Source organism: Pantoea sp. App145, from assembly GCF_047947045.1.
Lineage (GTDB): Bacteria > Pseudomonadota > Gammaproteobacteria > Enterobacterales > Enterobacteriaceae > Pantoea.
In genome coordinates this window covers 74,831-99,484 of the sequence record NZ_CP133292.1, presented here as the reverse complement: position 1 = coordinate 99,484, position 24,654 = coordinate 74,831, and the positions used below count along the sequence as shown (strand labels likewise).

At 53.2% G+C, this 24,654-nt stretch carries 22 protein-coding genes; 16 read left to right on the top strand and 6 right to left on the bottom strand.

The genetic code is table 11. The features are described from left to right. The first annotated feature begins 36 nt into the window (after positions 1-36). From RCF31_RS23295 to RCF31_RS23265, 7 genes are all read left to right on the top strand, one after another. Positions 37-2,934 carry a hypothetical protein gene (locus RCF31_RS23295; protein ID WP_416414049.1) on the top strand — a complete coding sequence of 966 codons (2,898 nt, stop codon included), beginning with the start codon at positions 37-39 and terminating at the stop codon, positions 2,932-2,934. Positions 2,935-3,233: 299 nt separating this feature from the next. Continuing rightward, a complete protein-coding gene (locus RCF31_RS23290) occupies positions 3,234-3,677 on the top strand; it encodes a hypothetical protein (RefSeq protein ID WP_416414048.1) in 444 nt (147 codons plus the stop codon). A gap of 662 nt (positions 3,678-4,339) precedes the next feature. Next, a complete protein-coding gene (locus RCF31_RS23285; RefSeq protein ID WP_416414047.1) occupies positions 4,340-5,440 on the top strand; it encodes an ABC transporter ATP-binding protein in 1,101 nt (366 codons plus the stop codon). Positions 5,441-5,467: 27 nt separating this feature from the next. Further along, positions 5,468-6,745, top strand: coding sequence for an ABC transporter substrate-binding protein (locus RCF31_RS23280; protein WP_416414046.1), 1,278 nt, complete (start codon positions 5,468-5,470; stop codon positions 6,743-6,745). A 10-nt stretch (positions 6,746-6,755) separates the two neighbouring features. Further along, positions 6,756-7,667, top strand: a complete 912-nt coding sequence (locus tag RCF31_RS23275; protein WP_299456655.1) for a carbohydrate ABC transporter permease — start codon at positions 6,756-6,758, stop codon at positions 7,665-7,667. Next, complete coding sequence (locus RCF31_RS23270; protein WP_416414045.1) at positions 7,664-8,458, top strand: carbohydrate ABC transporter permease; 795 nt, start codon at positions 7,664-7,666, stop codon at positions 8,456-8,458. The genes RCF31_RS23275 and RCF31_RS23270 overlap by 4 nt, the downstream gene beginning before the upstream one ends. Positions 8,459-8,470: 12 nt before the next feature. Then, positions 8,471-9,367 (top strand): metallophosphoesterase, encoded by an 897-nt coding sequence (locus RCF31_RS23265; protein WP_416414044.1) that lies wholly within the window; start codon positions 8,471-8,473, stop codon positions 9,365-9,367. On the opposite strand, the gene RCF31_RS23260 is transcribed toward RCF31_RS23265, so the two are convergent. The 5 genes from RCF31_RS23260 to RCF31_RS23240 form a co-directional block, all read right to left on the bottom strand. Further along, positions 9,364-10,035 (bottom strand): TraX family protein, encoded by a 672-nt coding sequence (locus tag RCF31_RS23260; RefSeq protein WP_416414043.1) that lies wholly within the window; start codon positions 10,033-10,035, stop codon positions 9,364-9,366. The two genes, RCF31_RS23265 and RCF31_RS23260, sit on opposite strands and share 4 nt — an antisense overlap. Positions 10,036-10,318: 283 nt before the next feature. Continuing rightward, positions 10,319-10,720, bottom strand: a complete 402-nt coding sequence (locus tag RCF31_RS23255) for an H-NS family nucleoid-associated regulatory protein (RefSeq protein WP_416414041.1) — start codon at positions 10,718-10,720, stop codon at positions 10,319-10,321. A gap of 453 nt (positions 10,721-11,173) precedes the next feature. Then, positions 11,174-11,407 carry a hypothetical protein gene (locus RCF31_RS23250; RefSeq protein WP_416414040.1) on the bottom strand — a complete coding sequence of 78 codons (234 nt, stop codon included), beginning with the start codon at positions 11,405-11,407 and terminating at the stop codon, positions 11,174-11,176. A 125-nt stretch (positions 11,408-11,532) separates the two neighbouring features. Beyond that, positions 11,533-12,807, bottom strand: a complete 1,275-nt coding sequence (gene otnK, locus RCF31_RS23245) for a 3-oxo-tetronate kinase (protein ID WP_416414039.1) — start codon at positions 12,805-12,807, stop codon at positions 11,533-11,535. Further along, complete coding sequence (locus RCF31_RS23240; protein ID WP_416414038.1) at positions 12,801-13,469, bottom strand: aspartate/glutamate racemase family protein; 669 nt, start codon at positions 13,467-13,469, stop codon at positions 12,801-12,803. Before RCF31_RS23240 ends, otnK begins: the two co-directional genes overlap by 7 nt. A gap of 198 nt (positions 13,470-13,667) precedes the next feature. Between RCF31_RS23240 and RCF31_RS23235 the strand changes: the two genes are divergently transcribed. Then, positions 13,668-14,918 carry an alpha-hydroxy acid oxidase gene (locus RCF31_RS23235; RefSeq protein ID WP_416414037.1) on the top strand — a complete coding sequence of 417 codons (1,251 nt, stop codon included), beginning with the start codon at positions 13,668-13,670 and terminating at the stop codon, positions 14,916-14,918. After that, positions 14,915-15,610 carry a molybdate ABC transporter substrate-binding protein gene (locus RCF31_RS23230; RefSeq protein ID WP_416414036.1) on the top strand — a complete coding sequence of 232 codons (696 nt, stop codon included), beginning with the start codon at positions 14,915-14,917 and terminating at the stop codon, positions 15,608-15,610. Before RCF31_RS23235 ends, RCF31_RS23230 begins: the two co-directional genes overlap by 4 nt. Here RCF31_RS23230 and RCF31_RS23225 read toward each other — a convergent pair. Further along, a complete protein-coding gene (locus RCF31_RS23225; protein ID WP_416414035.1) occupies positions 15,607-16,641 on the bottom strand; it encodes a LacI family DNA-binding transcriptional regulator in 1,035 nt (344 codons plus the stop codon). The two genes, RCF31_RS23230 and RCF31_RS23225, sit on opposite strands and share 4 nt — an antisense overlap. 265 nt (positions 16,642-16,906) lie before the next feature. Between RCF31_RS23225 and RCF31_RS23220 the strand changes: the two genes are divergently transcribed. From RCF31_RS23220 to RCF31_RS23190, 7 genes are all read left to right on the top strand, one after another. Continuing rightward, positions 16,907-18,229 carry an MFS transporter gene (locus RCF31_RS23220; protein ID WP_416414034.1) on the top strand — a complete coding sequence of 441 codons (1,323 nt, stop codon included), beginning with the start codon at positions 16,907-16,909 and terminating at the stop codon, positions 18,227-18,229. After that, complete coding sequence (locus RCF31_RS23215; RefSeq protein ID WP_416414033.1) at positions 18,226-18,864, top strand: aldolase; 639 nt, start codon at positions 18,226-18,228, stop codon at positions 18,862-18,864. The genes RCF31_RS23220 and RCF31_RS23215 overlap by 4 nt, the downstream gene beginning before the upstream one ends. A 45-nt stretch (positions 18,865-18,909) precedes the next feature. Beyond that, positions 18,910-20,061, top strand: a complete 1,152-nt coding sequence (locus RCF31_RS23210) for a lactonase family protein (protein WP_416414032.1) — start codon at positions 18,910-18,912, stop codon at positions 20,059-20,061. A 51-nt stretch (positions 20,062-20,112) separates the two neighbouring features. Then, complete coding sequence (locus RCF31_RS23205; protein WP_416414031.1) at positions 20,113-20,820, top strand: hypothetical protein; 708 nt, start codon at positions 20,113-20,115, stop codon at positions 20,818-20,820. Between the two features lie 137 nt (positions 20,821-20,957). Then, complete coding sequence (locus RCF31_RS23200; protein ID WP_416414030.1) at positions 20,958-22,364, top strand: c-type cytochrome; 1,407 nt, start codon at positions 20,958-20,960, stop codon at positions 22,362-22,364. Further along, positions 22,354-22,878, top strand: coding sequence for a sugar dehydrogenase complex small subunit (locus RCF31_RS23195; protein ID WP_416414029.1), 525 nt, complete (start codon positions 22,354-22,356; stop codon positions 22,876-22,878). The genes RCF31_RS23200 and RCF31_RS23195 overlap by 11 nt, the downstream gene beginning before the upstream one ends. Continuing rightward, positions 22,875-24,512 carry a GMC family oxidoreductase gene (locus RCF31_RS23190; protein WP_416414028.1) on the top strand — a complete coding sequence of 546 codons (1,638 nt, stop codon included), beginning with the start codon at positions 22,875-22,877 and terminating at the stop codon, positions 24,510-24,512. The genes RCF31_RS23195 and RCF31_RS23190 overlap by 4 nt, the downstream gene beginning before the upstream one ends. Positions 24,513-24,654: the final 142 nt, after the last annotated feature.

Genomic DNA, 24,654 nt, shown 5'->3' with positions numbered 1-24,654 from the left:
GAAAAAGCCTCAGTTCAGAGAACCCCAAAAGTAATCATGGATCCATCCGGTCATTACGATACAAAACTGGCAGACAGGTATTTTAATGCCCAGGAGAGAGAATACGACCGGGTGGTGGCTGATGTAAATAAGGAAAATCGCGAAAACGCTTATAAAGCTATTGATAGTGTCGCAGGATATATTGGTATGGCGTTGGGTATGACGGGCATGCCTAAATCTACGCCAATGGGAATGCTTGCTTCCGCAATAATAACCACAGGAAAGGGAATTGTAAAATACATTATTACACCGGCTGATGACACGGTAACCCTGCGGAATATCCGCAACCAAACCATCAGAGATGTCTTTACGGGTGGTTTTGCCGATGGAACGGTCGGCAAGACGATGGATAACTTGCCAAAGGGTGTTAATAAACTGACAAAAAGCGGACTGACCTGGTATCAACGTTCAACAACCTGGTCTGGGGATGTGGGCAAGGTTTTCAATCAAGGGGCTGATAAGGCCTATGACTGGATGGGGTTGTCCATAGTAGATACTACGAGGCCCGATACTCCCTTTTCAAATGCTGAGCTGGCGTCAGCTCCCACAGAGGACACGCTGACTTCATCTTCCGGTGTCGGAGGGGATAAAGCAAAAACTGAAATGCTATGGGCTCAGACCAGGAATGATCTTAATAAGGGATTTGATGAGCTCAGATATAATAAACTATCAGCAAGAACCCTGAAAAACCTGGAAGATTTGGGCATAGATTATAAAAGAATACTGGATAAGCATGGTAAAAGAACTTCCATCGAAAATGCCACCGTCAACGGCGTTACGGACTATAGCCAGGTAGAATATGACCAGCACGGGGTTAATGAGCTTTGGGGTGATTTCTCGAAAGCTTATAAAAAATGGGCCCAGTCTCAGCGCCTTGAGAGAATGATCGATAAACTGGAGGAGCTGGAGAGTAAAATCACGGGTGATCAAACCATCCAGATTCCATACAGTTTATTAAAAGATTTTCGCGATGCGGGGATTGATATAGATGATTACCTGTCAGGAAATGCTATCGATGATGATAATAACCCGCAAACCCCATACGCGCAGAAATCTGAGCGTGCACGGTTGAATCACACTGAGCTAAAAAGATTAAAATTCATAGCGGAAGTTAAAAAGCTGAAACCTTCAGATATTAGCGGCGCTCTAAAATTACTTGATGAAATAAGATGGTCTTTGAGTGGCGATGAAAAAACCACCGTACCAGATGAGTTGCAGCAAATACTTGAGAAAAATGGCATAAAGGTTAAGGATTATCTCCGTACTCATGGCGACGACGGACCTGCCCGTAAGGCAGCAAGTCAAAAAGGACTTCCACAGCTAGATCGAAATTTATTGTTATCTGATCGTACCCTGGATAAACATCAATTCAGTGATCTGGCTGTGATGGCCCGTCTTAAACTCCTTGAGAAAAACGTGCAGGGACCTAAAGATGAGGTTCAGTCACTGATAAACAGTGGCACCCCAAGGCGATTAAGTCCGGCGACAATCAATTCTCTGAGGAATAATGGCATAAATATTGACGCTATTGCTCATAAATATGGTACACCGTCTTCAATAGAGGCGGCAATGAACGCGACAGGCGAACTTAATGTTGAAGAGGTTGACATTAATGTGGATGGGGCCAGATTACTCAGAACAAAAATTGAGCAAAAAGTCAGGCAGTATAAAATCAGTATAATGATTGAGAGAATGAAGTCTCTTAAGAAAACGCCAGGTGTTGGCTATCGTCTGCCACATGATATTACCGACTTCATTAAACAAGGTCAGGCAACCAGTGATGGTGAACTCTTTCTGGAACATCTCAGACATAAAAATCTCAGCGATGCGCAATTGAAATCGCTGCGCTGGATGTTAGAAGCTGAAGTTGAGTTATCTCCCAAAAGTACGTATGAAGAACTCGCTGCATTTGTACGCAAAATGGAAAGCGAGACTGAGCCAGGGGAGAAGGTTAATCTTCCCTCTTCTTTAATTCAATATTTAAGAGCGCGTGGTGTGAATATTGATAACTATCTGCAGGAGAAGGGGGACTCAGTGGTTGCGAAAGATAATGCCAGAGTAAGTGGTGATGAAAATCACCTTAACAAGGCAGAAATTGATATAAATAAAAGTCACCTCAAAGAAATAGAGGACATGATTGTTGCTCAAAAAAGAAGGGCTGAGACTCCTGACATGATAAAGAAGTTAGATGATCTCAGGAAGCAAAAATATGAAAATAGCGAAGTTGACCTGCCTGAAGATGTCAGTAAGTTAATAGGTGATCTCAATAAGTCAATAGATGAAAATATCGAAGTTGATCTGCCTGAAGATATCAGGAAGTTTGTACTTGCCAGCCCTGAAGTTGATGATAACAACAAGTATCTGGAAGAGTTGAAATGGAGGACCGTGACCAAAGCTGAAGTGGACTGGCTATATTGGACATTAAAAGCTGAAAATGAGCTAGGTACAGACAGTACGCCGGAACAAACCATTGCCTTTATGCGGAAAATGGAAAGTGAAATGATCGGGAGTGAGGTCAGACCACTACCCCCACGTTTAATTAACCGTTTGAAGAGCCATGGCATTGACGTTGATGATTATCTTAAACTGTTTGGTGATACCGGGCTTGCAAAGAATCTTGCGGTATTACGAGGGAATGAAAACATTCTCGACTCGAGAGATATTAAACTGAGTAAGCCTGGGCTCATAAAGTTGAGAGAGATGCTTGCCGCTAAGTCCGGTGCGCGGTTGAGAGAGATGCTTACCACCGATCCAACTACGCAGTTGAGAGGGATTCGTGCCCGCACGCCAGCTGCGAAGCCGGGAGAGATACCTGCCAGCAAGCCAGTAACGCAGCCGAAAAAAGACGACAGAATTCCCTTTATGGGAATGTCTGGAGAACGAAGGACATGGTAGAGATAGCAATACCGGCAAGATAAGTCATATGGTCTGCGGAAAGCAAAATAGCGTACACTGGCAAGCGGTTCCCGGCCTCGTCATCTGAGATTGTTCAGCCAGCCTTGTCAGGTGAAGCCAGTCTCGTGAGAGTAAGCTTTCTGGTTTTATTCGACCTGGACAAGGCGGCGGGAGCCATTCTGGAAACGAAGTCGCGGTGCCAGTGACTTCCGGCGGCGCGCGGATTTCAGGTTGTCGCACAATGTTGCATGGAGGAAGGTGCTGCCGGTAAAAGCAGTGATAACACAGAGGAAGTGATTATGGACAAAACGTTTATGCCCGCTCTGATATGGGGGACCGTTTGCTTTTTGCTGTTGTATTGCACGCTGCCTTCCGACTTCGCTCAATGGTGGCAGGTTCACCAGCAGTTCGGCGTTCCAATGCTGCAACTGCTGGCGAATAGTATGATTGCCATCATTCCAGCGCTGATGCCGTTGGTGTGCTATGTGATATTAAGTGAACGGGTAAGCAGCAATAAAGGAGTTATCCTTGTCATCCCCGTGGTGGCGTGGTTAATCGCGAAATTGGTGATTCTGGGGGTACTTTATTTTATTGCTGCGAAAACAGGTGATATGCCGCTGTATGCAGAGGGTTTTTTCAGCCTGGTGGGAAGAATTGTCACCCCACACTGGCTGATTAATGCACTGGCTTATATCCTGACCATTATGGCCTGCAGTTACGCCTTTTGGCGTGAGTGTCGGTGATAATGATGAACGCCCTGTCTCTGGCAGGGCGTTCATATTTTAACGTTCTACTCTGGGAAATGTCTGACCGGTACTGGCGTAATTCTGGGTCTGGAAATATTGTAGTGACGCCTTTTTAAAATACATTGCGCACAGGGGATAACTTTTCTGAAATTATTCCTCGAAATACCTAACGCAATGACGAGCTGTTCATAACGGCCAATCAGAATCATATCCTCTTTATTTTCGCTATAAATACGGCAGGTAGCGTTATGGAGAATATGGTTATCATGAGTTTTAGATATGCTGATGTAGTATGTGTTTTTCATTGTTATTATCTCTGAGGTATGGGGAAGTGGTAGGATGACTTAGGCATCCGGAAATGTGTAATTATTTTGTATGTTTTGTGATTGAACGCTTATTACGTTTTGTTACATGATTAACTAACATCATGAAAAGCGAGGAATCCAGTTTTTCGGTGAAACGCATTTTTCACGCTATTGTTATACGAAATTTATATGAATCAAAATTTATGATGGTTGAAGCGTTCAGTCAGACAATTAATTTGTATTACCAGAAAGGTGCTGTTTGGTACTACATCACTTAAACGTCATTCAACTTAAATAATTCCTTCATTATCCCCAGCTAACTTACCGCCATTCTGATTCCAGGCCAGAGGGCGCATGAGCTACCTTTCTCTTCATCACATCACCAAAGCCTGGGGCGAAAAAGTTGCCCTGAATGACATCAGTTTTACGGCTGAGGAAGGGACTTTTGTTGCGTTACTTGGGCCATCTGGTTGTGGCAAATCGACGTTGTTGCGGACCATCGCAGGTCTGGAAAACGCCGATCATGGCGAAATACATTGCCGTAATACCCTGATTACTCATTTGCCACCCTCACAGCGCAAGCTATCCATGGTATTCCAGTCCTACGCTTTGTTTCCGCATCTCAGCGTGCGGGAAAACCTGTTGTTTGGCCTGAAAGCGCGTGGCGAAGATAAACAGACGTTTGCCTCGCGACTGGCGGAAGTCAGTAAGCTGATGGAACTGGACAAACTGCTGGATCGCCAGCCATCACAGCTTTCCGGCGGACAGCAACAGCGCGTGGCGCTGGGCAGGGCGGTGATTGCCAATCATAGCTTGTGTCTGATGGATGAACCGCTTTCCAACCTTGACGCCAAGCTGCGCCAGAGCATGCGCCGGGAAATCCGTGCACTCCAGAAGAAGCTGGGTCTGACAATGCTGTATGTGACGCACGATCAGACCGAAGCCATGAGCATGGCCGACAGCATCATTCTGCTCAACGACGGCTGTATCGAGCAGCACGCCACGCCGGATGATCTCTACAACAACCCCGCCAGTGTCTTCGCAGCGCAATTTATTGGTACGCCGCCGATGAACATTCTGCCGCTGCAGCGGCGGGGCAGTAGCCATTACTTATCCCAGATGAACTGGCCGGTGCTGGATGATGATGAACCGGCCCTGAGTCTTGGCATCCGTGCTGAGGACATTCAACTTATCGACATCGCCCATGCTGCGCTCACCGCCCGGGTAATCAGTTACGAATATATGGGAGCGGATACCCTGTTGGTGTGTGCGCTGCCGGATATCAATGAGCCGTTAACCGTTAAAGTGCCGGGTATGAAACGCTTCGACGAAGGTAGCCGGGTCGGGCTGCAATGGTCTGCCTCGAAGCAATACCTGTTTTCCTCCGTCACGGGGAAGCGCTGCATAGCGGCTGAGCAACAACTTTTCGCATCCGGAAAAAAATACGCTGTTTAATCTTCATCTTTTGATCAGGGAAAAATCATGTCTGCTATCCGTCATTTACGCCTGGCTTCAGCATTATTGCTTTGTACTGCTTCCACCGCCTTTGCCGCTGACGCGGTCAAACTGCAGATGTATTACCCGATTGCGGTCGGCGGCAAGGTCAGCCACACCGTGGATACGCTGGTGGCCGACTTTGAAAAAATTCATCCGGAAATCAGTATTCAGCCGGTTTATACCGGTGACTATGCTACGACGGTGACCAAAGCGCTGACGGCGTTTCGCGGTGGCAATGCACCGCAGATGGCGGTGATTGGTGATATCGAAGCCTATTCGCTGATAGATGCCGGTGCCATTGTGGCCGCCAGCGATCTGGCGAATGATGCAGAAGGGAAAAAATGGATCGACGGTTTTTACCCGGCCTTCCTGCGCCACATTGATGGCAAAGTCTGGGGTATCCCATTCCAGCGCTCCACGGTGGTGATGTACTGGAACAAGCAGGCATTCGAAAAAGCCGGTCTTGATGCCAACACGCCTCCTGCGACCTGGCAGCAGGTGGTCGATTTTGGTAAGAAGCTGGTGATCAAAGATAATAACGGTGTCAGCCAGTGGGGGATCGAGATCCCATCTACGCCAAACGGTTACTGGAACTTCCAGGGACTGTCAGCCACCAACGGTGGCCGTCTGGATAACGGAAAAGGCACGGCGGTGAACTTCAATACACCGGGCAATATCGAAACGCTGCAATGGCTGACCGATCTCGGCCAGAAAGAGGGCGTGTCACCGAAGGGCGCTATTGCCTGGGGCACCACCCCACAGGACTTTATCAGTGGCAAAACCGCCATGATGGTCACCACCACCGGCAACCTGACCGGGGTGCGTGAAAACGCCAAATTCCCGTTCGGTGTCGCGATGCTGCCGGAGAAAACTCAGCGCGGTAGCCCAACGGGTGGTGGCAACCTTTATGTGTTCAAAAATGCCTCCCCGGAACAGCAGAAAGCCGCCATGGAATTTATTCGCTGGGTTTCTGCTCCTGAGCAGGCCGCGCGCTGGAGTATTGCGACCGGTTACGTAGCCACCTCGCCAGCCGCCTGGGACACCACGGTGATGAAGGATTATGTGAAGGACGTTCCGCAGGCGCTGGTGGCGCGTGAGCAGCTGAAGTATGCCCAGCCTGAGTTATCGACCTACAACAGCGTGCAGATTCAGGAAGCGCTCAACCATGCGATCGAAGCGGCTGTGACCCAGGCGAAGACCCCGGCAGAGGCGCTGGAGTCGGCGCAGAAGCAGGCCGACCGTCTGTTAAAATCGTACCAGTAAGCGCCCTATTATGAGCACGTTACTCACCATGGCACCGGCCACTCGCCCCAGATTCTGGTCGTTGCAGCTATATGGCTACCTGCTGATATTACCTGCGCTGGGTTTTTTGCTGTTGTTTACCCATTATCCAGCGCTGGCTACGGTGTGGGAGAGCGTGTTCAGTGCCGCGCGTAATGGCCATCCAGCTCGCTTTGTCGGGCTGGACAATTATGTCGCGCTGCTGGATGACGATGTGTTTATCCAGTCGCTGCTCAATAACCTGTTATATGCGGTGATCACCATTCCGCTGGCGGTGGTACTGTCGCTGATGATGGCGCTGGCGGTTAACCGCCACCTGCGCGGTAATGCCATGGTGCGCGCCGCTTTCTTTATCCCTTCTCTGTTGCCGATGATTGCCATCGCCAATTTATGGCTGTTCTTTTATACGCCACAGCTCGGATTGCTGAATAAGCTGCTGGCGGTGTTTTCCCTGCCTGCGGTGAACTGGCTGGGTGAGCCGGGTAGCGCCCTGTATTGCCTGATGGCGGTATCGGTATGGCGCGAAGCCGGATTTTTTATGATTTTCTATCTCGCCGCATTGCAGCAAATAGACCCGCGACTGAGTGAAGCCGCTGAAATTGAGGGCGCATCGCGCGGGTACTTTTTCCGTCGTGTGCAGTGGCCTTTGCTGATGCCCACCACCTTGTTTGTGTTGATCAACGCATCAATGAACGCCTTCCGCATTGTGGACCAGGTGATCGCCATGACCAACGGCGGACCCGATAACAGCAGCAGCCTGTTGTTGTTCTATATCTACCGTACGGCTTTCAGTTACTGGGACATGCCTGCGGCGGCCGCGATGACGGTGGTGCTGCTGGTGATCCTCGCATCTATTGCGCTGATCAAATTCAACCTGCTGGATAAGCGAGCGCATTACCAATGAGATTACTCAACCTGGCGATTTGGCTGGCCGCGCTGCTGTGGTTTTTACCGATTCTGGTGGCCTTGTGGGCGGCAATCCATCCGGCGTCCGACCAGGGCAGTTTCATACTGTTTTCACCGCTGACGCTGCAAAACTTCGTCAATGCCTGGCATGCCGCGCCTTTTGGTCGTTATTTTCTCAACACCATCCTGCTGGTGCTGATGATTGTGGTATGCCAGCTGGTGCTGGCGACAATGGCGGCTTACGCGCTGGTACGCTTCAGCCTGAAATATTCCGGCGTGCTGTTTGCTCTTATCCTGCTGCAACTGATGATAAGCCCGGATGTGCTGATCCTGAATAACTACAAAACCATCGGCGCACTGGGCCTGCGCGACACGCTGACGGGCATTGCGTTGCCCTATTTTGCTTCGGCGTTTGCGATTTTCCTGCTGCGCCAGGCATTCAAAAGTATTCCACTGGTGCTGGAAGAGGCAGCGATTATCGAAGGGGCCAGCCGTTTCTATATCCTGCGCAAGATCTATATTCCGCTGGCGAAGCCGATTTATATCGCGTTTGCGCTGGTGTCAATTAGCTTTCACTGGAATGATTTCCTCTGGCCGCTGGTCATCACCGATTCCGTCAACGTGCGGCCATTAACCGTGGGTCTGCAACTGTTTTCCGCGCCTGAACAGGGTGTGCAATGGGCGCTGATTGGGGCCGCGACGCTGATGACCACCTTGCCGTTGCTGATCCTTTTTTTGGTGTTCCAGCGCCAGTTTATCCAGTCCTTTATGCGCGCCGGTATTCGTTAAGGAGTGATACCCATGGCATTTCCTGTTCCCTTCACGCAGCAGCAGCGTGAATTATTGGGTGACGTCAGTCAGCTTTATCAACTGCCCGCCTTACGTCCGGCTATGCAGGATCCCACCCGGTTGCGTTTTGGTTTGATTGCCGATCCGCAGTATGCCGACGTGGATACGGACTGCGAAAATAACCTTTACTATCGTCACGCGTTGCACAAACTGCCTGGCGTGATTGATCAACTTAACCAACAGCCGCTGGATTTTGTGGTGACGCTGGGCGATTTGGTTGATCGTGATTGGGAAAGCTATGCCAGGTTGCTGCCGCTCTATCAGGCGCTGCAACACCCCCATGCGGTGGTAATAGGTAACCATGATGCCCAGACCATCATCGGACATCTCAAAGACGCTGCGGCGTTGCCGAAAAGTTATTACGCTTTCCTGTTGCAGGGCTGGCGCTTTGTGTTTTACGACGGTAATGACATCAGCTTTTATTGTCAGGGTGAGGAACGCCAGCAGGCCGAATTATGGCTGGCCGATTTAATGGCGCGTGAACAGCCCCAGGCGCAGCCGTGGAATGGCGCAGTAGGCAGCCAGCAGTGGCAGTGGATTGAACAACAATTGCAGGATGCGCAGGCCTGTGGCGAGCAGGTGGTGGTGTTTGGTCATTATCCTCTCGCACCGCATAAGAAACATATCCTTTGGAATGGCACCCAGCTGGCGCAGTTGTTCAGTGATTACGGCGTGCGCGCGTGTTTCGCCGGACATGATCATCGCGGTGGTTATGCCCGTAGCGGTAATACGGAATTTATCACCCTGAAGGGGATGCTGGATGGCCCTGATGCTGCACCTTTTGCGATAGTGGATATCACTGCGGAGTCATTGACGGTGACGGGGTACGGTGGCGAGATCAGCCGTTAAACGCGTACCGGCATCACCGCCAGCACGCCGAGCAGGGTAAGGTGTCCGGCATAAGCATGATAGAAGAAGCGCCGCGGCCATAGTCGCGTGGCCGAGATATGCGGCAGGGCGGCCACTGCCGCGATAATCAGCAACGGCACCGCCAGCGTGGGTAGCAGATCATACATGAAGGTGTTCTCATAGCCGCTGCCCGGCGTATTCAGCCAGGCCAGCGCCGCCAGCACCAGCAATAAAAACAACCGGCTTTCCGCCACGGCACTGATGCAGCGGGCGGCCATACACAGCAGGCAAAATACCACACCGGGAATGCCATAGCTTGCCGGTGTCAGTGGCCACGCCAGCATCAGCAGCACCGCCAGCCCGGCCATAGCGCCATTGACTCCCCAGCGGGACGCCCAGCTCAGCATCTGCGTACAACCGGCATAGGCAAACAAAATATTCAGTGCCAGCCAGGATTGACCTTTCATCATAAACGCCAGCCAGAATAACGGCTGGGTTGCCATTGCCCATAACCAGAGACGTCTGGCGCGCTGACGCAGACGTACGGCGTCATCCGGCAGATTGGCGGCCCAGATAATGGTAAATAAAGGAAAGGCAATATGGCCGATGGCCGAGAGTAACGCGCTGCGACCATTTAATAAAATGGTGTTGATGTGATCAGCTAACATCGCTGCCAGGGCAATAGTTTTTATGATATCGGCCTGAAATGGGCTTAACGATTTAACCTGGTCAAAAGGTGAGGGGAACCTAAGAGAAGTAAGCAGCGCGTGCATGGGGGGTCACCGACTATTTATGTTTATACCGGTCATACTTCAATCTTTCACTAACCGAAACATTACAATGTGCGCCAGCGCGAGTAAAGCAGGTAATAATCCTAATCAGCCAAGGGAAAAAAGTAATGTGGGCTGGGCGGCCCACATTTTATCATTTAAGGATCGACGTGACCGGCAATTAGATCAGGAAGTCGTCCAGGGATTTACCACTTTCGATAGCGGCTTTAATCACCGCAGGGGTACGGCCCTGACCCGTCCAGTTTTTCTCCAGACCGTCTTCGTCAGTATATTTATACTTCGCTGGACGCGGCGCGCGTTTGCTACGGGTTTTACCCGCTGCCTGCAATGCACCTAATAATTCGTTCGGGTCGATACCGTCACCCAGCAGCAGGTCACGATACTTCGCCAGTTTTTCCGCTTTCTCACGTACGGCGGCTTCTTCTGCCTGGCTCTCATCGCGACGTTCAGTCACGATAATGATGAGCTTCTCCAGCATTTCTTCCAGCTCGCTGAGCGGAAATTCACGCGCCTGGGCGCGCAGAGTACGAATGTTATTTAATGCCTTAAGTGAATCACTCATGGACTTCTCCCAAAAAAATCTGTGTCGTTGAACGAATAAAATGAGGTTATGTTAATTTATACAACGCAATTATAGGTAGAGACGCTATCCTTACATTTCTGTGCCGAGAGTACAACACAACCTCGCCGTAGAATAAAGTACGTTGAGTGTTAGTTTTAACTTTCTCTGCGAAACATCCTGTAAGTAGTGAGACAATTTTAATGCTAAGTTGATGTGAATTACAACGTTTCAACGGCTGCAGCACAAATTCATCATTTATTGTTGTGAGAAAGTTCAAACGTTGGCGAGGATCTTTAATGTCAGTTTTGTCAAAAAAGATCCTTGTTGTTTATTGTGATCGACAGAGAAGACGCGGGCTGGCGGGAAGTCTGGAGTAGTAATTTTAGTTAATGGTTTCGATAAATATTAAAAACAGTCTGAAATCATATGAGAAAAATCTATCTGCTGGCGGATTTAACTACTCACTGTTTCAAGCTGTGCTTTGAATCCAGCACCTTCTACATCACGAATAGCCGTTGTTATCGCTTTATTTAACGAGTCTGATTCACGATCGAATTCCAGATAGACAGATGTGCCATTGAAGTAAACCAGGGCATCACTACATCCTGCGATAAACAGTGTATCTTCCAATCCCTCGGTTTCAGAAGTCGCATCGGGCAAGGTCAGTGTGAAGTTATGAAGTGCCATATAGACCTCTCAATTCAAGAAAGTTCAGGGCGACTCATGTCGCTTATCGGTTATTTTTGCGAGGGGAGTTTAACAATGCTTTAAAGCCAAAAAACCCGGTGAGCGGGTTTTTTGTATGCTTGATCTCAAATCAACTCTTTCCCAGCCAGCCTGTCCAGCGCATGCTGGAAAAAACTCACCCGGCCAAAGTTGCCGGATTTCAGCGCCAGCGCCAGTGGTTTTTCTCCGCCGGAGAATAACGCCGGGACGCCAGGATCGATTTCAGCACCGACCCGCAGTTGGCCGAGATTAAGCGCGCTAACCACCGCGCCCGAGGTTTCGCCACCACCCACCACCAGGCGTTGTATTCCGGTTGCATGAACCAGTTTTTTAGCGGTTTCACCAAACAGCTGATCCAGCGCAGCCGATATTGCGTGCTGACCATAGCGTTGCTGCGCGCTTTTGATGGTGTCGGGATCGCCGGAAGAATAAACCAGCGGGTATTTATCCAGGTTGGCGCTTATAAAGGCCACCAGGTCATCCGGCCCCACGCGGCCCGCCATCACGGCATCAAGGGCGATTGGCCGCACCGCCCAGTGGCGCTGATGCTCCGCTATCTGCCCAAGGGTGGCTCCCGAACAGCTGCCCACCAGAATCGCGCCCGGTCCTGGCAGAGAAGGGGGTTCCGTCTGGCTTCCCTGGGCTTTGCCCGCCTGAATAAAGTTATGAGCCAAAGCGGTGGCGATACCGGAACCGCCACTGACCAGGCGTGACCCGGCAGCGGCGATACCGATCAGCGTTAAATCATGATCGGTGATCGCATCGGTCACCAGCAGCGCCGGATCGCCGTTATGCAGCGCCTGACGAATCGCTTCGCTACCCTGGACTACCTGCTGCCAGCTGATAAAACCTACCGGGGTTTTCGCCTGACGGGCCAGCACCCGGCGGATATCGGCATCGGTCATTGGGGTGAGGGGATGATGTTCCATGCCGGACTCATTCAGCAGGCGGTCACGGACAAACAAATGCCCCTGATACAGGGTGCGGCCCATGGCCGGAAACGCCGGGCAGACAATCACGCGCTGCGCGTCCAGCCTGGCGGCCAGCGCATCCAGCACCGGACCGATATTGCCTTCATCGGTAGAATCAAAGGTGGAGCAATATTTAAACACGATCTGCTCGCAGCCCTGATCCAGCAGCCAATTGCAGGCGGCCAGTGACTGTTGCACCGCCTCTGCGGCGGGTAGCGAGCGAGATTTCAGCGCCACCACACCGACCTCAACATCCGGTGATGCCGGTTGTTGTTGCAGGCCAAGATATTGCGTGGTGCGCAGCCCGCCTTCACCCGGCAGACCTTTGGTGAAGGTCACGGCGATATCGCTGGCACCGGTAAAATCATCTGCAATCACCCCAATTAACATGATGCCGCTCCTGTTACCTGCAACTTCATCTTATCGACCGCCGCATGGGGTGCCGTCAGTACCGGAACCGTAACCTGGCGGCGGACCGCTTCCGCCGCCTGCGAGGTGGAGAAGTGCGCCAGCATAATCACATCGCAATGGCTGAGCTGAGGAGCGGCGGCGGCCACCAGGCGGTTATGGCTGGCGACATCGCCTTTACGCAGCAGGTCGATGGCATCGGGTACCAACACGCTCTCCAGTGTCGCCGTCGAGCCGATTAATGACGCGTAGTGGTCGAACTCCTGCGTCATGGTGCCGAGTGACGGTCCGAACGTTGCCAGCATGCCAATGCGCTGGCCCTGTTGCAGTGCGGCTTCAAACATCGCTTCGTTAGGTTTCAGCACCGGAACCGGCATGCTGGCCGCCAGGGCATCGATCGCCGGGCCGAATGCGGAACAGGTCACCAGAATCCCCTGTGCCTGCATGGCGTAGCCGTAGCGCCCGAGGGTGACGAAGCGATCGGTCAGGGCAGGTGACAACTGATCTTCTTTCGACCGGTCAAGGGTCAGGCCGTCATCAAGCAGGTTCACCACTTCGGCTTCAGGCCAGTTATCTTTAAACGCGTTCTGCACCGGTGCCATGGCTACCGGTGTCGCGTGCAGTAAAACAATTCGTGTTGTCATCTTTTATTCCCGTCGCGGAAGAGTTGCGCTGAGGTGCTACAACACCATAACTTGCGCGACATGAAAATGTAAGGGCTTACAAAATTACTCGCAAGGTGACAGCGATCACATAAAAAAACTCAATTCCTGTCAGGATTAACGTGGGATGCATTCACCTGAGTGCGCAATTTGAAATCGCTTACACGCTGAGAGCGCAATATGACAACACATGGAGAGACGACATCGTTAGATGCGGTGGTAACCCCACAGGCGCAGACCCGTCCGGCCAATACAGTGCCACGACCCTTCCGCGACCTGCTGGCACTGGAAGATTTCGAACGGCACGCGCGCAAGCGCTTACCGAATATGATTTATCAGTACGTGGCGGGTGGGGTAGAAACCGGACGCGGTATCGCGGCCTGTTATGAGGCGTATCAGCAGTATGTTTTTGTGCCGCGCATGTTTCGTGACGTCTCGGGACGCGACCAGAGCGTCAGCCTGCTCGGCCATAACTGGTCCCATCCGTTTGGTGTTGCGCCGCTGGGTGGTGCCTCGTTTGTCAGCTATCGTGCCGATATCATGCTGGCACGTGCTGCCCGCGCGATGAACGTGCCGATGATTCTCAGCGCATCGTCGCTGATCCCACTGGAAGATGTGATCGCTGAGAACCCCAATGCCTGGTTTCAGGCGTATCTGGGCGGAGATCAGCCACGTATTGATCGGCTGGTGGACCGCGTTGCACGCGCCGGTTACCAGACGCTGGTGGTCACCGGCGATACCCCGATGCTTGGCAATCGCGAGCACAACACCCGCAGCGGCTTCAGTATGCCGATCAAACTCACCCCAAAAGTGATGTGGCAGAGCGCGTTAAGCCCGCGCTGGCTGTTGGGCACCGTGGCCCAGACATTTCTGCGCCATGGCGCACCGCATTTTGAAAATACCGATGCTGAACGTGGGCCACCGATGATGTCCAGCAAAGTGCGTAACACCAACGCCCGTGACAAACTGAGCTGGAAGCATGTCGAAGCGATCCGCAAAAAATGGCGCGGCAATCTGGTGATCAAAGGCTTGATGTCGCCGGACGATGCCTTTATCGCCCGCGACCTTGGTGCGGATGCGGTCATCCTCTCCAACCACGGTGGCCGCCAGCTCGATCATACCGTGCCGCCGCTGCACACCCTGGCGGAAATCGCCGCCGCCAAAGGGGATATGAAGGTGATTATCGACAGCGGTATCCGGCGTGGCACTGACGTGATGAAAGCCATGGCTCTCGGCGCGGATTTTGTCTTTCTTGGCCGTCCCTGGCTGTATGGCGCAGTGATTGGCGCACAGGCGGGTATTGAACATGGCATGCATATTCTGCGGGATGAAATTGATCGCGATATGGCGCTCATTGGCGTGACACGTCCGGATCAGCTGGACAAGTCATTGCTGCGTCGCGCCCCGTTATTTGCCCGTGAGGAGGGATGATGGTGACCTTGCACATCTACAGTGCGCTGGCGCTGAGTGCGCCGTTCGAGCGGCTTGCCCGTTTATGGCAGGCGGCGTATCCGCAGATCGCGCTTCAGTTCCGCTGGCATCCGAGCACCGTGATTGAGCAGCAGATCAACGCCGGGCAGGCGGCGGATGTGGTGATCGCCACGGTGGAGACGCTGGACCGCTTAACCCAATCCGCACGGGCGGAAACGGCAAGCCGCATCGAGCTGGTGGATTCGCCGATCGGGCTGGCAGTGCTGGCGGGGGCGCCAAAACCGCCAATTCATGATACCCAGGCGCTGGTGCAGTCGCTGCTGGCGGCACGTTCGGTGGCGTGGTCAGAAGCCGGGGCCAGCGGCATTTATTTTTCCGGCCTGCTGAAGACGCTGGGCATTGACGACGCACTCCGCGCCACGGGCACGGTAATCCCGGCGGGGTTTACCGCCGAACAACTGGTGAACGAGAAGGCGGATGTGGCCGTACAGCAAATCAGCGAGCTGCTGATGGTGGAGGGGATTGAGATCGTCGGGCCGCTGCCAGCGGAAGTACAGCAACCTATCTCGCTGTCAGCGGCGCTGCTGGCAACGGTGCAACAGCGCGAGGCGGCAGAGATATTGCTGGCCTGGCTGAAAACACCGGCGGTGACGGATGTTTTCAGCCATTTTGGGCTGGTGAGCCGCAGTTAACGTTCCAGGCGGGGCACGGAGCCGCTGCTGCCCCGCACAATCAGTTCCGTTTTGATCAGCGTATGCCGTTGTGCCGGCTGATTATTCAGCGTTGCCAGCAGGTATTCCGCCGCGTGGGTGCCAATCGACGCCAGATCGACGCGCATAGTGGTCAGCGGATGTTCCAGATGCTCGGCGTATTCGTAATCGTTGAAACCGACGATGGAGATGTCGTTAGGAATGCGCAGATAGCGCTCGCTGGCGGCGCGCATCGCACCAAAAGCCAGCAGATCGTTACCACAGATGATGGCGGTGGGCGGTTCCGGGCTGTCCAGCAGACGGAAAACCGCTTTGCGCGCATCGTTCATGCTATAGGCATTATCAATCAGATGGCTTTCCGGCAAGGCCAGGCCCTGTGCTGCCAGCGCTTTACGTGTGCCGTACAGACGATCGGAAATACGATCGTTCGAGGGCGGTGTGCCGACAATCACCCCGAAGCGGGTATGTCCCAGCGCCAGCAGATGGCTGGCAATGGTCTGGGCGGCTCCTTCACTGTCATACCCTACGCAGGGCTTCTCGCTATCCAGGGAAAAAGTTTGCACGCAGGGCAGATCCTGCGCGTTGATGCGTTCCCATAACTTCGGATGATGGGTATGGCCCACCAGCATCAGGCCATCAATGCCGTATTCAATCAGTTTGTTAACTTCTTTCAGCTCGGTATCAGGGTCGAAATTGGAGTTGGCCAGCAGCAGCGTATAACCCGCGTCGTGGATTAACTGCTGAAACGCCGCCAGCGGGCGCGAGAAGGTTTCGGTGGCCAGCGTCGGCACCACGGCACCAATCGTCATGCTGCGGCGCGAAGCCAGCGTGCGTGCGGCGCGGTTAATCACATATCCCAGTTCTTCACACGCCTTTTCCACCGCTGCCCGGCTTTTGGCTTTGACGGTATCGCTGCCGTTCAGTACGCGTGATACGGTCGCGGTGGAGACGCCAGACAGGCGTGCGACATCCTCCAGCGAGACGCGTCCAGATCCATTCTGCTTTTCACTCATCAAGTCACTCCTGTTGAAACAGTGAGCTTGTCCACAAAATTCGCAGACAAACGCCCTGCAATTTTGAAAGCGCTTACTTTTGGCTTTACTCCATTTTGTAATCGCTTACTTTTTACCTCATGTTATCAGGTTGGGGTGGCCTGCTCACGTTTAATTAACGGTTTTATGACTTCTCACCCCATTTGGTAAACAAACAGCCTCTGATGACCGCCGTGCGGCAGCAGAACCTCTTGTTACTCATAAATAAATCATAAAGGAATTCACCATGCGCAGATATCCACGTATTCGCTGGCTGATGATCGTGTTCTGCTTTTTCGCCATCGCCATTAACTATATCGACCGTATCAACCTCGCGATCGCTGCGCCGCATATCAAAGCCGATCTCGGGCTGGATGATGTCAGCATGGGGCTGATCCTCGGAGCCTTTTTCTGGACTTACGCCCTGCTGCAAATCCCGGCGGGTCGCATTATCGACAAACTGGGTACCCGCGTCGGGCTGGCGCTGGCCGTGGGCTGGTGGTCGCTATTTACCGTGTTTACCGCCTTTGGTAAAGGTTTCACCTCGCTTTTTGCGGCTCGCCTGATGTTAGGTGTGGGCGAATCCGGTGGTTATCCGGGTTGCGCCAAGGTGGTCTACAACTGGTTTGCGAAGAAAGAACGTGCTACCGCCAGTGGCATTTTTGATGCGGGTCCGCGTGCCGGGAGTGCGCTGGCGTTGCCGCTGGTGGCCTGGCTGATCAGTACCTGGGACTGGGAAACCTCCTTTGTGGTCACCGGGGCGCTGGGTTTGGTGTGGGTGGTGATCTGGCTGGCGTTCTACCGTGAACCGGAGGATATGAAGGGGCTGAACGATTCTGAACGGCAGAACCTGCTGGAAGATCGCGCCGCACCGACAGTGAGCGCCAATGCCAGTGTGAAAATCGGCGCGCTGTTCCGCTACCGCACGGTGTGGGGCATGATGATTGGCTTCTTCTGCATGAACTTCGCCACCTATTTCTTTGTCACCTGGTTCCCGACTTACCTGACCATGGCACACGGCTTCTCGCTGAAAGAACTGGGGACGCTCGGCGCGATCCCGGCGCTAATGGGTATCCCCGGCAGCCTGTTAGGCGGCGTGGTATCCGACTGGTTGTACCGCAAAGGCTTCAGCCTCACCACCGCACGCAAAACCTGCCTGATTGCCGGGATGCTGCTGTCGTCGGTGATTGCTTTCGCTGCCTTTACCGACAGCATCGCGGTGATCCTGACGCTGTTCTCGCTGACCTATGCCGGTCTGGCATTCACCGCCGCCAATATCTGGACCTTACCTGCCGATGTGGCACCGGCTTCCGGTTATGTGGCCACGCTCGGTGGTATCCAGAACTTCGCCGGTAATCTCGCCGGGATTGTCACGGCCTCCTTTACCGGCCTGATGCTGACGCTGAGCCACGGATCTTTCGTGGTGCCATTGCTGGTGGCGGGCGGTATCTGTTTGCTCGGTGCCGTTAACTTCATGTTTATCATGGGCAAAATCGAACCCCTCAAACTCACCCCTGCTGACGACGTTGATGTTGTGACAACCGCCAGCAAAAAAGGAGAGCTGTTATGAAAAGTGAAAATCAGATCCGTGAGGAGATTGTCCAGGTCGGTGCTGACCTGTTCAACCGTGGCTACACCACCGGAACGGCGGGGAACATCAGTGCCCGGCTGGAAGATGGCTGGCTGATCACCCCCACCGATGCCTGCCTCGGTCACCTGGAGCCTGCGCGCATTGCCAAAGTCAGTCTGGAGGGTGAGTGGGTGTCCGGTGATAAACCATCGAAAACCCTGCTGCTGCATCGCCAGATTTATGACCGCAATCCCGAAGCGCAGGGAGTGGTGCATACCCATTCGACCCATCTGGTGCAGCTGACGCTGGCTGGGGTATGGCAGCGCGACAGCATTCTGCCGCCGCTGACGCCCTATCAGGTAATGAAAGTGGGGCGCATACCGCTCATCGGCTACCAGCGTCCCGGCCATCCGGCGGTGGCAGAGCAGGTGGCCGGACTGGCGAATGAGGTGCGCGGGGTGATGCTGGAACGCCTTGGCCCGGTTATCTGGGGTGCATCGGTTTCGGCTGCCAGCTTTGCTCTGGAGGAGCTGGAAGAAACCGCGCGCCTGTGGCTGAACTGCCCGGATAAACCCGCCGCGCTGGCCGATGCGGCAGTGCAGGAGCTGTGCGCGCACTTCAGTACCCGCTGGTAACTCACGCTGTACCCTACAACGAGCAGACGATATAAAGAGAAGACGATGAAAAAAACGTTAATGGCGGCAGGTATGATGCTTTTTGCTACATCACTGATGGCACAGGAAACACCGAGCTACGTCTATGTCTCGAATGGTGACAGCGGCACCGTCACGGCGTATCAACTGGATAAGGCTCACCATCACCTGCAACCGATAGGCGAGTACCCGACCGGCCTGAAAAGTATGCCGATGGTGGTATCGCACGATAAAAAGACGCTGTATGTCTCGGTACGCAGCAAGCCTTATCACGTCTCGGCATGGCGTATTGCGGCGGATGGCAAACTCAGCCATTTCGCCGATACGCCGCTGCCGGAAGCGATGGCTTATGTGGCACTGGATAAAACCGGTCGCTTTTTGCTGTCGTCATCTTATGGCGGCGATCTGTTCAGCATCAACCGCATCGCGGCGGATGGTAAGGTGGAAAGCGCCCCGGTGCAGGTGGTGCACACCGGCAAACGTGCCCATGCAATCCAGACCGACCCCAGCAACCGCTTCCTGTTTGTCCCACTGCTGGGGGCAGATCAGCTGTTGCAGTTCCGCTTTGACGCGGCCAGCGGCAAGGTCAGTGCTAATTCTCCCGCTTTTGTGAATATCCAGCGCGAAGCCGCCACCGGCCCACGCCATTTTGTCTTTGCGCCCCAGCGCGATCGGGCCGGACAGCAAAACATGTATCTGCTGACCGAGATGGCAGGTAATATCTCGCGCCTGACGCTGAATGGTGACGGTACCATGACCGAGCATGAGGCCACGCCGTCACTCGATCCGGCCATCGCCCGCGATATGCAGCGCGGCGAGGCGCGCCCATTAACCGGTGACGACGATCTGCCCAAATCGGCAAAACCGCGTCTGTGGCAGGCAGATATCCATATCACCCCCGATGGCCGTTTCCTGTATTCCACCGAACGGACCAGCAGCCATATCACCGCATTTCGGGTATCGCCAGAAGATGGCCGACTGCAATTGATTAACAGCACGCAAACCGAAACTCAGCCGCGTGGCTTTGCTATTGATAATAGCGGTCACTATTTAATCGAGTCCGGACAGAAATCGGATAAGGTCGCGATTTATTCCATCGATCAGCAAAGCGGTAAGCTGTCTTTAATTGAGCGCGTTCCGACCGGTGCCGGTGCGAATTGGGTGACTATCGTCGAATAAATAAGTTATGTCCGGTTATTAATATTCTCATGCGTTAAACAAGGAGTTCTTATGGCTACCATTCGTCCGGTGCTGCTGTATGCGGCTTTATTTTCTGCTGCCTTCAGCGCGGGAATGCCGACTTATGCGGCGGAAAAAGTCGTCGCTACCCATCTTGAACCACTGCATCACGTTATCCTGGAAAACAAATATGTCACCGTGATGCGCGTGCTTATCCAGCCGGGACAAAGCACCTTATTTCATGAACAACACCTCGATTATGTCAATACGCATATCGAAGGCAGTACGGTGAAAATCGAATATCCGGATAAACCGGTGAATAACACCGAAATGAAAAGCGGCAATGTCAAATTTGGTGCCCATCAGGGTAAATCCGAAACCGATAAAGTCACCAACACCGGGAATAACGTCAATCATCAGGTGGCGTTTGAGATCAATATTCCCGGACCACAACATTTTGGTGGCGCAACCCGTCCCGCCAGTGACGCGTTTCAACCGGTACTGGATAAACCCACGGTGAAAGGCTGGAAGGTGACGCTGAAACCCGGGGAAAGCACTGGCGAGTATGTGCAGCACGGCCCGGGCGTCCGGGTGTTCTTCACCGAAGGGCGGATACTGCTGGCCGATCATGCCCATCCCAACCGGGTTAAGGAACTGTGGGTTCATGCCGGCGATGCGTTTCTGACCTCACCCGGTAAAGTCGATATCACCGCAGCCAGCGATCAAAATATTGTGTTCAATGATTATGAGTTGTTGTAGTTTCGTTTAGGTTTGTTTCGATCGTGTATAAATAACGTAATCAAAAGTCTGTTATTGTGTATCCCGGCAGGGAATACCTGTCGGGATGTGCGCATTATTTCAACAATTCTAATTATTATTTACCGGAAGCAATTAAAATGAAGGCAAGAAAGGTTAGACGGGGTTGTCTGCCTTTCGCGTTGAGCATTCTGCTGTCTGCCACATTTTCAGCCCATGCTGAAAATGCGACCGACTCTGCGGCGCTTATTGCGAAAGGCAAGTATCTGGCTATTGCAGCAGACTGTGGAGCCTGCCATACCGCACCCGATCATGGTGCAGAAATGGGTGGGGGATATATTATTTCCTCACCACTGGGGAATATCGTTTCCAGCAATATCACGCCATCAAAAATCGCAGGAATTGGTAATTATAGCGAGGCGGATTTTGCTAAGGCGGTAAGAGAAGGCGTTAATAAACAGGGGCAGCATCTTTATCCAGCGATGCCCTATACTTCCTATGCCAAAATTAGCGATGACGATATTCATGCGTTATATGCTTATTTTATGCACGGAGTGAAACCGGACGATAAGGTTCCTGCACAAACTGATTTGCCGTTCCCGTTTAATATTCGCGCCAGCATGATGGTGTGGAATTTATTGTTCGCTAATGACCAGCGTTTTACCCCGGATGCGGGTAAATCGGCGGTCGTCAATCGCGGTGATTATCTGGTGAATGCGCTGGCACACTGCGATACCTGCCATACGCCACGTAATGCGCTGATGGGGCAGAATAACGACAAGGCACTGTCTGGCGGCAGCCTCGGCAGCTGGTACGCGCCGAATATCACCCCGGATCGTGAAGCGGGCATTGGTAACTGGAGCGATGCCGAAATCGCGCAATACCTGAAAACCGGCCATGTGGCAGGCAAAGCGCAGGCGGCAGGTCCGATGGCCGAAGCGATTGAGCATAGCCTGCAATATCTGTCGGATGATGATATCAACGCGATGGTGGCTTACCTGCGCCAGATCCCGGCTGTCAGCCAGCCTGGCCTTCCGGCACGCGATACCCAGGGTAAGCCGGCGGTCAATGAAGCTGCGCTGCGCGCCTTGCCAAACCCTGATCCGGGCTGGGCGGTGTACAGCAGCACCTGTGCCAACTGCCATCAGCCGGATGGTGCAGGCAACGCTGTCTATCCTTCACTGTTCCACAACACCGCCACCGGCGCACCGCAGGCCGATAACCTGATCGCCACCATTGTTTATGGCGTGCATCGCACGGTTAACGGCAAGCCGGTGGATATGCCTGGCTTTGGCCCAGAGGCTTACTTTACCGATCGTCTGACCGATCAGCAGATTGCCGATGTCAGCAATTACGTGCTGAAAAATTTTGGCAATGCGCAACTCAACGTCACACCTGAACAGGTGAAAACCATCCGTAACGGCGGCGAACCTCCGCTGATTGCGAAGCTGGCACAGCCGCTGACCTGGGGTGGTGCCGTGGTTGTCCTGATCATTATTGTGCTGGCTGTTTCGATTTCGCGCAGGAGAAAACATCATGGCGCATAACATTTCGCTCTCAAGGCGTCGGTTGCTGCAGGGCATGGGTATTCTTTCACTGGGCGCAATGTGCAACACGATTTTCCCGGCACGCGGACGGGCGGCAGAATTGATGGCCGACAATCCGTTTATGGCAATTTCCAGCTTCCTGGTCAGCCGTTCGGTCAGCCCGATCCTCGGCCAGCGCTACTATGCCGCGCTGACAAAGCATGATGCACAATTTAGTCAAAAGCTGGATGCATTGCATACCCTGCTGCAACAGCAGCATTTTTCTCATGTTGACGACTTCCTTGCTGCGACCAGCCAGGATAATGCCGACTGGCAAACCGCACGCACCATCATCTCCGCCTGGTATTCCGGAGTGGTGGGAGATGGCAGCGATCTGGAGCTGATCGCCTACGCCGATGCACTGATGTATCTGCCCACGCGTGACGTACTGGTGGTGCCGACCTACGGCGGCGGACCTTTTTTCTGGGCGGTAACAGAACCGGGTAAAGTGGCAACAGCAGGAGAACGCGCATGAGTGCACAAAATAAAGATGCCGATGTCATCATCATCGGCTCTGGCGTAATGGGCGGACTGATTGCCACCCAACTGGCGAAAGCGGGTAAATCGGTGATCATTCTTGAGGCCGGTCCACGCGTCTCAAGGCAGGAAATTGTTGAGCGCTTTCGTAACTCGCCCTTCAAGATGTCGTTAACCAACATCAAATTGCAGGGCGTCGGCTCGCCTTATCCGAATCCGCCGCATATCCCCTCCACCTACGGTGATTATCTGCAACAGATTGGGCCGGTGAAATATTCCACCAAATATCTGCGCGTGGTGGGCGGCACCACCTGGCACTTTGGTTCGGCGCTGTGGCGCATGATCCCCAATGATTTCAAACTCAACACGCTGTACGGTCGCGGACGTGACTGGCCGTTCGGCTATGACGAGCTGGAACCCTGGTACGGCAAAGCAGAACATGAGCTGGGCGTGTCCGGCATGGATGGCCAGGACGAAAGCGGTCAGGGCGGTAAAGCCTGGCCACCGCGTTCCACATCGTTCCCGATGCCCGGTCTGCCCACTAGTTATATGTTTGACCGGCTGACAGAAATGCTCGGCAAGGGCGGCTATAACCCGGTGCTGGAGCCGAACGGCCGCGCGACTAAGCCGTGGGGTAAACGCCCGATGTGCGCTGGTAACAACAACTGTAACCCGGTTTGTCCGATTGCCGCGAAGTACGACGGTTCGATGCATATCGATGAAGCCGAACGGCTGGGTGCGAAACTGCTGGATAACGCGGTGGTGTACCGTATCGAAGCCGGAGACGACGGTAAGATTACCGGTATCTGGTACAAAAAACCGGACGGTTCGGAACATCACTTAACCGCCGATTATTTTGTGCTGGCGGCCTACGGCATTGAATCACCGAAGCTGTTGCTGATGTCCACCTCGGAAAAATATCCCAACGGTATCGCCAACTCTTCCGATCAGGTAGGACGTAACCTGATGGGGCATACCGGCATCAGTATGAATGTGATGATGTCGGAAGATGTGTGGCCAGGACAGGGACCGACCGAGCTGCTGGTGTATCTGAATAATCGTGATGGGGCGTTCCGCAAGGATTTCCCCAGCTACAAGATCAAAGTGCGTAACACCGTGCCGACCGCCGATTACACCGCGTCGCTGATCGCCAAAGGGGTGCTGGGGTCAAAACTCGATGAAGAGATTCGCCGCCAGTCGGCGCGTTCGCTGAACTTCGCTATCGACTTTGAAACGCTGCCGCTGCCTGAAAACCGTGTGACGCCGAGCAAAACCAAAAAGGATGCGATTGGTATTCCGTTACCGGAGATTTATTACAGTGTCACGGATTACTGGCATGCGGGTAAGGACGAGGGCATCAAGGATTTCCATAAGTTCGCCGAACTGCTGAACGCGGAAATTTTGTCGATCGATACCAAGTATCAGGATCGCCAGCACATTATGGGCACCACCATTATGGGCGACGATCCGAAAAACTCGGTGGTGGACAGCGATTGCCGTACCCATGACCATCCGAATATGTGGATTGCCGGGACCAGCGTGATGCCTTCAGCATCCTGTATGAACCCGACACTGACCGGTGCGGCACTGAGCCTGCGCCTGGCACAACATATGCTGAAAACCATGGCGTAAGGAGCAATGACCGTCGCGGTGCGATGTGGACGACATCGTGCTGCGACGACTCCTGATTTTACCCTGATAACGACAGGAATATTTAGCATGTCATGGAGGTAAGCAGTAAGGTTCTGGCAATGGATTTCCTCAAAATCAAGGA